Source organism: Flavivirga eckloniae (assembly GCF_002886045.1).
In the GTDB taxonomy this organism is placed as follows: Bacteria; Bacteroidota; Bacteroidia; order Flavobacteriales; family Flavobacteriaceae; genus Flavivirga; species Flavivirga eckloniae.
The window spans coordinates 4,375,896-4,390,184 of record NZ_CP025791.1 but is presented as its reverse complement, the minus strand read 5'-3'; the positions used below and the strand labels follow the sequence as shown (position 1 = coordinate 4,390,184).

The 14,289-nt window shown below is 36.2% G+C and carries 11 protein-coding genes; 2 read left to right on the top strand and 9 right to left on the bottom strand.

Annotated elements, in window-relative coordinates:
* Positions 1-13: 13 nt before the first annotated feature.
* Positions 14-1,186 carry a DUF4861 family protein gene (locus tag C1H87_RS18180; protein ID WP_102757182.1) on the top strand — a complete coding sequence of 391 codons (1,173 nt, stop codon included), beginning with the start codon at positions 14-16 and terminating at the stop codon, positions 1,184-1,186.
* A gap of 221 nt (positions 1,187-1,407) precedes the next feature.
* A complete protein-coding gene (locus tag C1H87_RS18175) occupies positions 1,408-2,736 on the top strand; it encodes a family 43 glycosylhydrolase (RefSeq protein ID WP_102757181.1) in 1,329 nt (442 codons plus the stop codon).
* Positions 2,737-2,936: 200 nt separating this feature from the next.
* Here C1H87_RS18175 and C1H87_RS18170 read toward each other — a convergent pair whose 3' ends face one another.
* From C1H87_RS18170 to C1H87_RS18130, 9 genes are all read right to left on the bottom strand, one after another.
* Positions 2,937-4,550 carry a sulfatase family protein gene (locus tag C1H87_RS18170; protein ID WP_102757180.1) on the bottom strand — a complete coding sequence of 538 codons (1,614 nt, stop codon included), beginning with the start codon at positions 4,548-4,550 and terminating at the stop codon, positions 2,937-2,939.
* Between the two features lie 176 nt (positions 4,551-4,726).
* Positions 4,727-5,179, bottom strand: coding sequence for a MaoC family dehydratase (locus tag C1H87_RS18165; protein ID WP_102757179.1), 453 nt, complete (start codon positions 5,177-5,179; stop codon positions 4,727-4,729).
* Between the two features lie 24 nt (positions 5,180-5,203).
* The gene (locus C1H87_RS18160) at positions 5,204-5,968 is read right to left on the bottom strand and encodes an SDR family NAD(P)-dependent oxidoreductase (protein ID WP_199769372.1); all 765 of its coding nucleotides are present in this window, start codon (positions 5,966-5,968) and stop codon (positions 5,204-5,206) included.
* Positions 5,969-5,990: 22 nt separating this feature from the next.
* On the bottom strand, positions 5,991-7,541 hold the full coding sequence (locus C1H87_RS18155) for an alpha-L-fucosidase (RefSeq protein ID WP_102757177.1): 1,551 nt from the start codon (positions 7,539-7,541) through the stop codon (positions 5,991-5,993).
* Positions 7,542-7,547: 6 nt separating this feature from the next.
* Entirely contained in the window at positions 7,548-9,644 is a 2,097-nt protein-coding gene (locus C1H87_RS18150; RefSeq protein WP_158655269.1) for a hypothetical protein, read from the bottom strand.
* 133 nt (positions 9,645-9,777) lie between these two features.
* The gene (locus C1H87_RS18145; RefSeq protein WP_102757175.1) at positions 9,778-10,794 is read right to left on the bottom strand and encodes a zinc-dependent alcohol dehydrogenase; all 1,017 of its coding nucleotides are present in this window, start codon (positions 10,792-10,794) and stop codon (positions 9,778-9,780) included.
* 28 nt (positions 10,795-10,822) lie between these two features.
* A complete protein-coding gene (locus C1H87_RS18140; RefSeq protein ID WP_102757174.1) occupies positions 10,823-11,893 on the bottom strand; it encodes a Gfo/Idh/MocA family protein in 1,071 nt (356 codons plus the stop codon).
* 2 nt (positions 11,894-11,895) lie between these two features.
* Positions 11,896-13,131, bottom strand: coding sequence for an ABC transporter substrate-binding protein (locus tag C1H87_RS18135; RefSeq protein WP_102757173.1), 1,236 nt, complete (start codon positions 13,129-13,131; stop codon positions 11,896-11,898).
* The gene (locus C1H87_RS18130; RefSeq protein WP_102757172.1) at positions 13,132-14,277 is read right to left on the bottom strand and encodes a CaiB/BaiF CoA transferase family protein; all 1,146 of its coding nucleotides are present in this window, start codon (positions 14,275-14,277) and stop codon (positions 13,132-13,134) included. It lies immediately after the preceding gene.
* Positions 14,278-14,289: the final 12 nt, after the last annotated feature.

The window sequence follows — 14,289 nt, the reverse complement described above, 5'->3', positions numbered from 1 at the left end:
ATCCCCCTTAAGTATGATCATTAAAAAGCTTTCTATCTTATGTTGCTTTATGTTGCTTTTTTCGTCTTGCAATAACGAAACTCATAAGGTAATCTCTGTTAAAAACACGTTAGATATTGAACGAACTTTTGAAACCATTGAATTAACAAAGGAATTTTTAAAAGTTGACTCCTTAGATAATATAGGTATAAAAGACATGGATTCGAATGAACTCATGGTTTCTCAACTTATTGACAATAATGAGGATGGTATATGGGATGTTTTATTATTTCAGCCAATAGTACCAGCCCAGTCTCATAAAAAATATGAAATCGTGTCTATTTCGGAAGCATCGAAGCCAAAAACGGAAAACTATTGCTATTCCCGTTTTGTTCCAGAACGTACCGACGATTACACCTGGGAGAATAATAAAGTTGCTTTTCGTGTTTTTGGTCCTACGGCTCAAAAAATGATTGAAGATAGTATTCCAGGAGGTACTCTATCTAGTGGTGTAGATTTATGGCTTAAAAAAGTAGATTACCCCATTATAAATAAATGGTACAAGAAAAATGAAGACCCCAACACGCCTTCTTATCATGAAGATACTGGCGAAGGTCTAGATAACTTTCATGTTGGAATTAGTAGAGGTGTTGGAGGAATTGCAATTAAAAGTGATAGCTCCTATTACGTCTCTAAAAATTTCGCTAACTGGAAAACGATTACTACAGGTCCTATTAGAACGAGTTTCTTTTTAAAATATAAAGACTGGGATGCTAATGGAAATAAGATAAAAGAATCTAGAGTTATTACCTTGGATTATGGAAGTAATTTATCAAAATTCGAAATAACTATTGATGGAACCGATACGATTTCGGCAGGTTTAACTTTGCATGAGAAAGATGGTGAAGTTACCAGTAATGATGATAGTAACTGGGTGAGCTACTGGCAACCACATGGCAATTCCGAACTTGGAACAGCTATAGTTTCTACCAAAAAGTATTTTATGAGTTCTGAGAAATACATTACGGATCAAGTAGATTTAAGCCATGCATTTGCCAACTTGAATGTTGTAAATAATATAGTTGAATATTACGCCGGATTTGGTTGGAAAGAAAGTGGACAATTCAAAAACAAGGAAGCTTGGGAAAATTATTTGAAACAGTTTTCATTAAAAATCAATAATCCTTTAATTGTTACACTAGAATAAATTCAAGGAATTACCCAAAACATTTAAAAAGCAACCAGTCTCTTGGAGCACACCACCTCTAATAGACTGGTTTTCAATACCCACAAGCATTACACAGTTCTACTATTTTAATTTTACTCGATCTTCTTTTATTAGAAAAATCATATGTTGTGTAAATAAAATCAATTGATCTAATGACTCTTTTATTGAAAGGTTAGTTTTACCCATTCAATATAGAGTACATGAATAAGAGTAACACATTTATTGGTTTAATAGCCTTATTAATTAGCTTTCAAAGCACCTCACAAAACCCATTGGTAACGCATATGTATACAGCAGATCCAACTGCCAGGGTTTTTAATAAAAAATTATACGTATTTCCTTCAACAGATATAGTTTGCGAGGAAGGTAAAGGTGAAAATGGTTTTTGCATGCCTTCGTATAACGTTTTTTCTACAACGGATTTAACAACTTGGACAGATCATGGAAAAATTATTGACCAGACAGATGTTCCCTGGGGTAAAAAAGATGGTTTTGGCATGTGGGCACCCGATTGTGTAGAAAAAGATGGGGTTTACTACTATTACTACCCTGCACCACCATTAGATAAAAGTGGGTTTAGACGGGTTGGTGTTGCTACAGCTACATCTCCAGAAGGGCCATATACTCTTGAAAAAGACTATATAAAAGGGGTTAATGGTATTGATCCGAATGTTTTAATTGATGATGACGGACGTGCTTATTTATATTTCGGGGGCGGTAAAACTTTATTTGTTGCCGAACTTAATGAAGACATGAAATCTATTAAAGGCACTGCCAAAAAGATAGAAAATCTACCTGAAGGTTATAAAGAGGGCTCTTTTATGTTTAAAAAAGATGGGGTTTATTATTTCACCTTTCCACATGATAAGTCTGGCTCTGAGGAAATCGCTTATGCTACAGGAAAAAACCCAATGGGACCATTTGAATATCAAGGTCGTATTATGGAGCGTTGGAAAGACGGTATCTGGACTAACCACCACTCTATTTTAGAGTACAAAAAGCAATGGTACATATTCTATCATCATCATGATATTTCAAAAAACCAGCATTTAAGATCAATGCGAGCCGATAGCTTGTTTTTTGACAGTAAAGGTTTAATAAAAGAGAAAAAGGCCACTTTAAGAGGTATCGGGATTACAAAAATTGATAAGCCAATTCAAATCGATAGGTTTTCTACATCGCAAGACTTAAAAGTAAATAGGCTAAATGATAAAAGCGTAGTTGGATGGCAATTAGAGTATATTAAACCTAATGCATGTGTAACTTATAATTCGGTCGATTTTGACTCCAAAAAAATTAAGAGCGTAGCTTATAAGGTGTCTTCGGGAACCAATGGAGGAACTATAAAGCTATTTCTAGATAATGAATTAATAACCTCTACTCTAGTATCGAATACTGGGGGTTGGGATAACTGGAAAACCATTGAAACACCAATAAACAAAAAAATAAAAGGTATTAAGACTATTAAGTTAGTTTTTGAAGGCGAAAGCGACAACTTAATGAATATAGACTGGATTCAATTTGAATAAACAATATTATACACTACTCTAACAATGAAAAAGGGGCTTTAAAAGTTAAAATAAACTGTCATTGTGAGGAAAGAACAACCATAGCAATCTGTTTACTAATTAAAATAGATTCTCGCGTCGCACTTATGTGCTCCTCAGAATGACACTGAATTAAACTTTTTACTAGCCTCTTTTTTCTTTTCTTCAATAAAGATAGTTAATCAATCATTCCAGTGCTTGTCTATAATCTCCTTTAAATGGGGATAGTCATGATCTTCTTCATTCAAGGTTTTTCTCTTTTCTTTCAACTCAGCTTTCATCTTATCAATAATCTCTTTGTATTCTGGATTGTTGTATTGATTTACTAATTCTTCAGGATCATTTTTTAAATCATAAAACTCCCAGGCAGCTGGCGTAATTTCCACTTTATTAGAATTCCCTTCACCTTTCCAAGGCATAGAAAGTATACCTTCTTTTTCTAAGTTATAATGCCTTCCATAAAAGAAAATTAGTTTATGGTCTTTACTTCTCAAGCCAAAATGAGCAGGAATGTCATGATGAATCATATGCATCCAATAACGATAATAGGTACTTGTTCGCCAATCTGCTGGTGTATGACCTTTTAATATTTCGGTCATACTTTCTCCTTGCATGTATTCAGGCTTCTTACCACCAGCTAATTCAATTAAAGTTGGTGCAAAATCGGTATTATTAACTATTAAATCTGATCTGGTACCTGATTTTACCATTTCTGGATAACGCACAATAAAAGGCATACGCATCGATTCTTCATACATCCATCGCTTGTCTTCAAAATCATGTTCTCCTAGCATCATTCCTTGATCTGATGTATAAACAATAACGGTGTTTTCCCATAAACCGTTCTTTTTTAAATAATCAAAAAAGCGACCTAAGTTATCATCCACACCTTTTACACATCTTAAATATTTTTTTAAATATTCCTGATATGCAGCACTGGTTGCTTCTTTTTCTGTTGGTTTATCTCCGATTTCGAAAATATCTACATAACTACGGTTGGGATGCCTTTTAGAAATAGAGGACCCTATAACATTTATTAAACTGTCATTTTTACCGCGCGTTGCTTCAGACCCCCAAAGTGGCTGATTGTATAAACTCTCTGGTTCTGGAATAAATTCATTTTCTAAATAATTGGCATATTTAGGATTGAACTCAAACATATCATGTGGTGCTTTGAAGTGATACATTAAGAAAAAAGGGGCTTCATGACCTTTTACATTCTCAAACCAATTCAATACCTGATCAGTGATGATATCAGAAGTATGTCCTTCATGTTGAACAGTATTATTTGGCCATTCCTTTTCTCCTTGTACTCTAAAAACCGGATCAAAATATCTTCCCTGGCCAGGCAAGACTTTATAGTAATCAAATGCTGTAGGTTCGATATGTAAATGCCACTTACCAATCATGGCAGTTTCGTACCCCAATTTTTTCATTTCCTGTGGAAGATATTGCTTCTCAGTATCTAAATCATTCCACAAATCCAGTACGCCGTTTGTTTGACTATACTGACCGCTCATTATAGAAGCTCTACTTGGTGTACAGATAGAATTTGTAACAAAACAATTATTGAATACCATCCCTTCGTCTCCCAACTTATCTAAATTTGGTGTTGGGTTTAATCCTGCTAAACGCCCTCCATACATACCAGTTGCACCGGCTGTGTGGTCATCTGTCATAATATAGATGATATTCGGTTTTTTAGCAACTTTCTTTTCTTCTTGTTTACAAGAAACAAATGACAATACACAAAATAATGATCCAAGAACCAGTATAGGAAATTTATTTTTTATCATGCTTTATCTAGGGTTTTAAATATCTTAAAAATTTATATAAAATAAATGTCAGTTCAGGCAAAGTTAAAAATACGATCAAATACCGATCACTACTATATGACCAATAAGGATAACAATTATTCCTAACTTATGCTTGAACTGACATAAAACCCTTTTAAACAAGTTGTTTAAAAAGTTTAGCTCTCGAATTCTTTTTTCTTGGCCAGTAAAATATGGTCACAAACTAAAACCAATTCGTCGCGTTGGTTGAATATTTCAACATGCTCATTAACATGGCCTAAATGAGGGTGTTTAGATTCTTTCTTTTCGCTAATAGTTACAACAACCCTAATGGTATCACCTATGTGTACTGGTTTTATAAAACGTAATCTATCATATCCTTTAGAAAAAGCCTCAGGGTTAATCTCTGTTGCTGTCATACCAATACCCACGGCAAACGTAAGCGTACCATGTGCTATTCGCTCTTTAAAAGGCTGTGTTTTGCACCATTCGGCATCCATATGGTGTGGAAAATAATCGCCTGTATGGCCAGCGTGAACAACAAAATCTGTTTCTGTAATCGTTCTTCCTAAGGTTTCTCTTTTACTACCTAATTCGTAGTCTTCATAAAATCTTGATAAAATATGCATGTTTAATATTTTTTATGATAAAAATTATCTACCCATCCATCCACCGTCAACAAGTACAACAGCGCCATTCATGTAAGCTGCAGCTTCTGATGCTAAAAATACTGTTGGTCCGGCAAAATCTTCTGCTTCTCCCCATCTTCCTGCAGGAATACGAGATAAAATAGATTCGGCTCTTGCTGGATCATTTCTTAAAGCTTCTGTGTTATCTGTTGAAATATAACCAGGTGCAATAGCATTTACATTAACGCCTTTACCTGCCCATTCGTTAGAAAAAGCCATGGTTAACTGACCTATAGCGCCTTTACTAGCAGCATAACCCGGTACTGTTATTCCACCTTGGAACGTTAGTAACGAAGCCGTAAATATCACTTTTCCAGAACCTCTGGCGATCATTTCTTTACCAAATTCTCTAGTTAAAATAAACTGAGCGTTCTGGTTAACTTCAATCACTTTATCCCATAATTCGTCTGAATGTTCTGCTGCTGGAGCTCTTAAAATAGTTCCTGCATTGTTTACTAAAATATCTATGGTTGGATTGTCTTTTTTAGCTTCGGCTATAAAAGCATATAAGGCTTTTCTATTTGAAAAATCGCACTGGTAAGCTTTAAAACTTTTACCTGTAGCTTGTACTGCTTTTTCAACATCACTACCTTCTAATTCTAATGAAGCTGATACTCCAATAATATTGGCTCCTGCTTCTGCCAAACCTACGGCCATAGCTTTACCAATACCTCTTTTACAACCTGTTACTAAAGCTGTTTTTCCTTCTAGACTAAATTTGTTCAAAATACTCATTCTATTATTTTTATAATTAGTTACTGATTTTTGCTTTATAAACTAAAACCATTTTATTAGGGTTTACTTCTGGCGAAGTTAAATAAAGTCCTTTAGAATTTTGGTGCCATTTTGTGTTTTTTACACTCCCCAAAAGTTCTAATGATTCTATTTTCACATCTGAAGCTAATCCATTCTTAGCAAACGATTTTAATCTGAATTCTTTATTAGGTTTTGGCATGCCTAATTGTAAAATATACAAATAGCCATCCCTTGTTGTAAATCGAAAATCGTTAGCAGTGTAAGTGATGCCACGATCATTAACGCCTCCCCAATGATTTTTTTTAAGTTTTGTTTTTCCCTCTCCATAAGTTACAAAAGGGCGTGTTTTATAGATAGCCTCTCCATGAATTTTCAACCAACCACCAAGTTCTAACAATCCCTTTTTAACTTCTTCAGGTATGGTACCATCTGCCTTAGGCCCTATGTTTAATAATAAGCACCCATTTTTACTAACGATGTCTACAAGACCATCTAGAATACGATCTGCTGATTTATAATCGTGATTTTCTTTATAGTTCCAACCAGACCAATCCCAGGAATCGTCGGTTAGCCAGTAGAATGCTGTCTTTTCATCAAACCGCCCTCTTTCCAGATCAATAACGCCTGCTCCCTCTGCCAAATCTTTATTTTTATAATTTAAGACTACCGGTTTATTCCACTCAAGGCTTTTATTGTAGTAATGGGCTACCATTTCCTGTCTTTCTTTTTCCGGTATTATGAAGAGCCTACTATCAAACCATAACATATCTGGTTTATAAGTATCAACCACCTCATCTATTTTAGTTCTCCAGGTAGAAATGAATTTTTTAGAAGGTTTGTATTTTTCTTCAATTTTGCCAGTTTCAGCCCCATTACCCATAGAACCACTGCTCATTTTGTTAAAAGTTCCGGGTAAAACCTCCTCTCCATAAAACTGTCTTAATTCTGGTGTAGAAACATCAATATTTCCACTCCAGGTATCATACCAAGCCCAATTCCATGAATGGTGAAAGGTTGTCGTAAATTTTAAACCTTCTCCTTTTATAGCCTTTTCCAACGCTCCTACTATGTCGCGTTTCGGTCCCATTTTAGAAGCATTCCACGGGTTTATCTTACTATCCCACATGGAGAAATTATCGCAATGTTCTGCTACAGGACCAGCCCAGGAAGCACCTGAGGCTTTAAAAAGCGCAGCCCATTCTTTAGCATCGAAGTGTTCTGCGGTAAACGATGGAATAAACTCATGGTAATCGAAATCGGCACCATACTTTTCCAAATGATGAGGACGCACCTCTTTTCCCCAACCTTCTTTATTATCAATGTACATATGTCTTGGGTACCATTCGGTTCCAAATGCCGGCACGGAATAAACACCCCAATGGAAATAAATACCAAACTTGCCATCAATATACCAATCTGGGGTTTTATGCTTTTTTAAAGATTCCCAATTGGCCTCGTATCTGTTTTTATCCACTTGCTCTGATGTTTCTTGAGCATGGCTTATACATGTAACTATTAAAAAAAATGCTATAAGAGCTGCTTTCATGTCTTACTAATTAATTTCCTGTTTTGCAATGGCTATATCTCTCTCTGCTCCTGCTATATGCTCCCTAAATGAAAACTTGTTATTAAACTGATGGGGCATCACTTCTACATTATACTTTTCGATGCTTGTAACATAGTCTTTCCAATGTTGCAGCGCATTTGTTAAATGCGATATGGCTTCCTTTTGTGCCTGCTTATCACCTTTAACTCTGTATGTTTGTAGTGCAACACCGCCACGAACTTTATCTGCTATATATAATCCGAAATGTCCCCAGGTATCAATATCGTTAGTTTCTATTTTTAATAGTTCCTTTTCGGGGTATTCTTTTATAATTTGTTTGGCTATTTTCTGTGCCATTATACTTTTTTCCTCCATAGCATCTGCAAACTGCAAAGGGGTTATTTGATCTTCTGTAAATGCTCCTTTAACATAATTTGCAATATTAACATATGAAGAATCTAAAACGGGGTGTGATATTACCTTATTTACACCTATAAACTGACCTTTTTCTCGTGTCATTCCTTCCGTATACAAAGTACCATCCCATTCCCCTCTGTAAAAACTGGCTAAACTATTGGCGTTTTGCGATGCCATTCTCCAGGCAGACACAAGCTTACTTCCATCTGTAATGCCATATTTATTAGCTAAGACATCTGCGAAATAAGTATCGGGTGTCTCTTTATTATATAATAGATTTCCCCAGGTTTTATAGAACAACCACTGCTTTTGGAAAGCATAATCCCAGGTGCGATATGTTTCTTTGGTCGTGTAATCCTTAGCAGGAATATAGGTTTCTGATCCTATAATAACGCCATTTATATAATCCTCGCTATTGTACTTCATAAAATCACGTACAAAATCGGGTTGTCCCCAACGTAATACGAAGAAATCTTCATTCCTTACTGTATATACGCCTTTATAATTGGCTGGCTCAGGCTTCCAGTAAGTATCTGTTAAAATACCTCCATGGACTATGGATAATTTTGGAGAAGAATGCCCGTGAGACCAGTTAAATTTAAATCCTAAAAGCACCTCATCATCCAAACCTATGTTTTCTATGGCTTCGCGGGTAATAACTTCTGTTGCTTTACTAACGGTACCATGACTTGTTGTTCCTGCAGAAAGCGGAGCACGGTAAAACAGCTTTACTTTTCTATCGGCATCTTTAATGCCTTGAATTAGGGTACGATCGATCCAATCCCGGCGTATTTCCGAAGTCATCCCTCCCATACGTTCACCAAGGGTAATCCCAATCCCTACTAAATCCTCATACTCATTAATCGTTTTCGACACCATTTCCCTGGTGTATTCTTCAATAATCGCATTGGTTTCTCCGTCTCCCCAATAGCCACCATCTTTAGAATATTCTGCTACGTTGTATGCTTTACCAAATTCTTCCGATACAAAAATATTCCAGTTAAAAATATAAGGGTCTATACCTCTGGCTTTAGCCATTTTAAAAATAGCTTTCCAAAATGTTTGCCACTCGGCCATTTCTTCTTTGGTGAAGGGTGAAGCTTCTGGAAACTTATCAGATTGTACCATATACATAAATGGGTGCAAGTTCCAAAGTGTAAGTGTGTTAAACTTGTTGGCTACCATCATATCTAAAAAAGCCTCCCAAAACTTGAGGTCTTTGCATGTATCGTAATGCAACGAGAGATTTTCTCCTCCTCTATACGGAAACCATGGTAGGTTAAGTTTTATGGCTCGAAATGGGTAATGCGCAGAAACGGATTTCACTTTAATTGTCCCCCAATTTTTTTTGATTTTTATCTGTTCTGCAATATCAAGAAGTCCATATAATAAACCTCTTGTGTTTCCTGATGATAGTAATAAGGTTTCATTATCTTTTTCTAGCTTAAAACCGTCATTTTTTTTATTTATACGTTCTTTAGTTTCAACAACTAAATGCGCGTGCTCTTTACTTTTTAAGAAGCTAAAATCAATCTTATTTGCTTTTAATTCTTGTGTTAATTCTTGAAGCGCATAATCAACATCTTCTTTTACGGCTTCATCTACATAAATATTGATAGTCCCTGCTTTATTGCTACACGCAAAAAACACAATAAAACAGGTTGCTATCAATACTATTCTTATCATTTTTTTAAGCATCTGAAAAGGTTATCTAAAAAATTCTCAAATTGTCTTTTTGAGCGTAATCGAATAAACAGATATTTACCTTTTAAGAGATTCTTCACTACGTTCTGAATGACACTTTTTAGATAGCCTTATACTACAACTGACAATCCATCAATACTTTCATACCATCGGGATTGTTATCTATATTTTCAAAAACTTGTTGAATATTACTTAATGGTTGTACATCCGTGATCATTTCTTCAAAAGGCAATTCATTAGCGGTAATTAATGCAATGGATTTTTCGTAATCTTCTTTTTCATAAACACGGGCACCTATTAATTTTAATTCTTTCCAGAAGAACTTAAACAGATCTACTTCTTTCTTTTGCCCATGAATGGCTACCATTACAATTCTTCCTCTAATACCTGCTACTTCCGTCATTACATCTAATGCTGGTTGCACTCCGGCTACTTCAAAAACGACATCGGCCAACCTGCCTTCTGTTTGTTCTCTTACGTATTCCACCAAGTCAACATTCATAGGATTTACAGCAGTTAACCCTAATTCTTTAGCTTTTGCAATACGTGTTTCATTGACTTCAGAAATGATAACATTTGCCCCGGCTTCTTTAGCAACCATAGCGACTAATAAACCTATAGGACCGCCTCCTAAAACAACAGCTGTTTCTCCTGGCACCAATCCGCTTAAGCGAACATCGTGTGTTGCTACAGAAAGAGGCTCAATTAGAGCTGCTAATTTTAAATCTGTATTATCTTTTAATTTATGCAATGTGAATGCTGGAACATTCCAATATTCCTGCATGGCTCCCGGACTATCGATTCCAATAAATTTTAACTCTTCGCATATGTGGTTAAACCCTTTATCTGATGGTTTTACTTTTCTATCATCTAACGGACGAACGACTACCTTGTCTCCAACAGCATAGCCTGACACACCTTCTCCAACGGCATCAATAACTCCCGACATTTCATGACCTATAGTCTCAGGAATATTAACGCGCTTATCCATCATACCATGGTATATATGTACATCTGTTCCACAAACACCTACATAAGCTACTTTTATTCTAACTTCGCCTGTTGCTGGTTGTTCGATTTCTTTTTCGATTACCGTGAAGGTCTTATTACCTTCATAAATTGTTGCTTTCATTTTTGTTAATATGAAAATTTATATTTGTTTAAATATTGTAGTTTGGAGTTACACCTCCATCATTATTAGATTCGTAAGCAGCTTCAACTATTGCCATTGAGTGTACTACATCCTCAACATTTGTTGGAAGTTCGTCTGTAGACCCTTCAACGTATCGCATTAAAGATGCCATTGTTCCCACAAAAGCATCAGGGAACCAGGATCCCTCTAAAGGCACCTCAACCCATTTCGGCTCTTCTCCTTCTTTAATGATACAGTATTGGAATAAATCCGGCTTACCGTTAGGGTAATCTAACAACAGCCCTATTCTTGCTTTAATAGCTCCTTTTGTACCTTCCCACTTCACGAAACTTTCTTGGTTTTTTTCGCCGAAGTTATGATCGTGATTGGTGTTAATAATAGCTCGCATGGCATCGTTATAATCCATAATTGTTGTGGTACGTGTCGAAGACATTGGCTTTCCAGGATTCTTCAACGTTTTTGAATATACCTTCTTTGGATTCCCTAAAAACGAACGAATTAAATCGATATAATGAATACTGTGCTGTTGAATTTCTAAACGCGGATGGTTCACCACATTTGGGAAATATTCCCAAGGGGTATAGGTTGTTAAACGAATTTCAAAATCGTACAACTCGCCTATTAATCCTTGTTCTATTAAATACTTTGCCGCCATAACGTATGGTGCATAACGCATCTGACAGTTAATGGCTGCTTTTAATTTTTTTCTACGGCAAACTTCTAAAATTTCAAGGGTTTGCTCGTAGTAATCCCCCATTGGTTTTTGAATCAATACAGCAGAGTCGTCTGGTAATAATTCCAAAGTAGCCACAAATTGATTTGGCATGAGTGTTAAATCGAATACAGCATTTTCTGGTGCTGCTGCAACCATGTCCTCAACATTATCATAAACATTAGGAATGTTAAATGCTTCTGCTAGATCTTCTGCTCTTTGTTTTGTTCGGTTAGTAATTCCTTCAACTACAAATCCTGCATTTCTATACGCAGGTAAATGTGCATCGCGAACTATACCCCCAGCTCCAATAATGTATATTGGTCTTTTTTCTTTTGGTAATTCGGGTTTGTAAACTATCTCCATAATTAATTATTTTCAATACGATCTACTTCGTTTTGGGCATGATCCAAAATTGATGTAATCTCTTTTGAGGTGTTTATAACATCTAACACCAACTGATCGATAACATCGGCTATTTCAGACCAATTACTTTTTCGGGGAAGTGATCGTGTTTTTTTATGTAACGCTTCTAATTTGTAATAGTAAGGCACTTCGGTATTAACATCTTTGTCGTGCCAGGTGGTTTTACGGCAACCAATTGCACCTTCTAAAGTTAGTAATTTATCATTCTCCTGATTTACAGCGAATTTGATAAATTCGTATGCCAGATCTTTATTTTTGCTACCGCTTCCTATAACATACATCCAATAGGCATTTAACGATGTGCCTTCTCCATTAGGACCGGCTGGTACGTTGGCGATATCTACTTTTCCTTTAACTTTCGAGTCTTCTAAAAACTCGCACATGGATGCAAATCCGAACCAGTTTACCATCATGGCCAAATTACCATTGGCAAAGGCCATTCCTGACTTTACAGAATCGAAATCCCGCGATTCGGGATGGATGGCTTTGGTATTTTGAAGTGCTTTTCTATAAAACGTCATCCCTTCTGCTGCCTGTTCTGAGTTTAATTTGATTTTCTTATCATCATCAAACAGTTCACCACCTCGTGTCCATAATTGTAAACAGAAATCGAACACGGTGTTGTGACCATCTGGATAAGCGGCAAAAGTAGTTCCATATAAATGGTCTTCCGGCCTGTTAAAAAACTCTGCTACTTCCATTAAATCATCCCAGGTTTTGGGTACTACTAATGGCTTTCCATATTTTTTATGAAAGGCAGCTCCTTCTTCTGCAGATTGAAATAAATCTTTTCTATATATTAAACATTCCGGACCATCGTGAAACGGCAATCCTACTATTTTATTCTCAAATTCTTGTTTATACAATAAAGACCGTGACCACCCATTAGGAAAATCGAGTGGTGCATTTTTAGCAATATAGGGCGTTAAATCTTCAACAGCATTGGTAGCGTAGGCTTCGGTAATCCAATCTGTATTTATTAAGGATACATCCCAGGTGCCGTTAGCCAATCCATCTTCTTTTAAAATGGTATCGTATAATGGGTGTAAATCTAAAGGCACAGCTTCTAACTCAAGATCGCAACCTGTTTCTTTACAAAAGGATGCCCAAATTTTATCTATTGCAGATTCAAAAGCATCAAATTTTCTAACAGCTATTCTAAATTTATTTTGTCCCATTTAATCTGTGATTAATTCCTTTACAATGGCGTCTGTATGCTCTCCTAACGAAGGCGACCCTAATGTCGATTTTAATAATTCACCATCAATTTTAATTGGGCAACGGGTGGTTTCATACTCAAAACCATCTCCCATGGTAACCGTTTGGATCATATCCAACACCTTAAATCCATCATGATCGAATAAGGTATCCCAATCCATAACACTAGCACACCAGATATCTGCAGGTTCTAAAACCGACAACCATTTTTCGGTGGTATCTGTTTTTAGATGTGTTGCCAGTATTTCTTTTATTTCATCTCGTTGGGTAAACCAACTTGCTACTTCTGGGTAGTTTTTTAATGTTTCGCATCCTAATAAGTCTCCCAGAACCGGAATTGCTCCCATAGCTAAGGCTAAATAGCCATTGCTGGTTTCGTAAACGCCATATGGTGCTCCCAGATAGGCATGTGCATTGTTACTTGCAGTACGCTTTGTTGGTTGACCTCCGTCGTGATAATAGGTTGTAATGGTTTCGAATTGAAAATCCAGAATAGACTCCAACATACTTACCGATACTTTCGACCCTTCTCCTGTTTTTGCTCTTTTTACCAGAGCGGCTAAAATCCCCTGAGCCAGATGAGATCCCGAAAGAATGTCTACAATAGCTAACCCCATAGGAACTGGTCCATTGCCTGCATTACCGCTCAACCAGGTTAATCCTGATAGCGATTGTACCAATAAATCCTGTCCTGGTTTCGATTTCCATGGGCCTTCGTTTCCATAACCGGAAATGTTACCATAAACAATGGATGGGTTTATTTTTGTTATCGTATCATAATCAAAGCCCAGGCGCTCTATAACGCCTGGTCTAAAATTATGAATCAACACATCGGCTTTTTCAATTAGTTTTAAAACACGCTGTTTATCAACATCGTTTTTTAAATCGGCTTGAAAACTTTCCTTATTTCTATTAATAGCTCTAAAAACAGAGGATTCTCCATTTAAAATAACGTTTGAAACATATAACTGTCTGCAAATATCTCCTGTTTCTGGTCGCTCAACTTTTATAACACGTGCCCCTAAGTCTGCTAATCGTAATGTAGCTGAAGGTGCCGATAAAAATTGGCTTAAATCTATAATTAATATATCTTCTAATGGTTTCATTTTATTTTTGTG

What these genes read in the sequence shown, in the direction of transcription:
- C1H87_RS18180 (WP_102757182.1), top strand. Translation starts at nt 14, where the DNA reads ATGATCATTAAAAAGCTTTCTATCTTATGTTGCTTTATGTTGCTTTTT.
- C1H87_RS18175 (WP_102757181.1), top strand. Translation starts at nt 1,408, where the DNA reads ATGAATAAGAGTAACACATTTATTGGTTTAATAGCCTTATTAATTAGC.
- C1H87_RS18170 (WP_102757180.1), bottom strand. Translation starts at nt 4,550, where the DNA reads ATGATAAAAAATAAATTTCCTATACTGGTTCTTGGATCATTATTTTGT.
- C1H87_RS18165 (WP_102757179.1), bottom strand. Translation starts at nt 5,179, where the DNA reads ATGCATATTTTATCAAGATTTTATGAAGACTACGAATTAGGTAGTAAA.
- C1H87_RS18155 (WP_102757177.1), bottom strand. Translation starts at nt 7,541, where the DNA reads ATGAAAGCAGCTCTTATAGCATTTTTTTTAATAGTTACATGTATAAGC.
- C1H87_RS18150 (WP_158655269.1), bottom strand. Translation starts at nt 9,644, where the DNA reads ATGATAAGAATAGTATTGATAGCAACCTGTTTTATTGTGTTTTTTGCG.
- C1H87_RS18145 (WP_102757175.1), bottom strand. Translation starts at nt 10,794, where the DNA reads ATGAAAGCAACAATTTATGAAGGTAATAAGACCTTCACGGTAATCGAA.
- C1H87_RS18140 (WP_102757174.1), bottom strand. Translation starts at nt 11,893, where the DNA reads ATGGAGATAGTTTACAAACCCGAATTACCAAAAGAAAAAAGACCAATA.
- C1H87_RS18135 (WP_102757173.1), bottom strand. Translation starts at nt 13,131, where the DNA reads ATGGGACAAAATAAATTTAGAATAGCTGTTAGAAAATTTGATGCTTTT.
- C1H87_RS18130 (WP_102757172.1), bottom strand. Translation starts at nt 14,277, where the DNA reads ATGAAACCATTAGAAGATATATTAATTATAGATTTAAGCCAATTTTTA.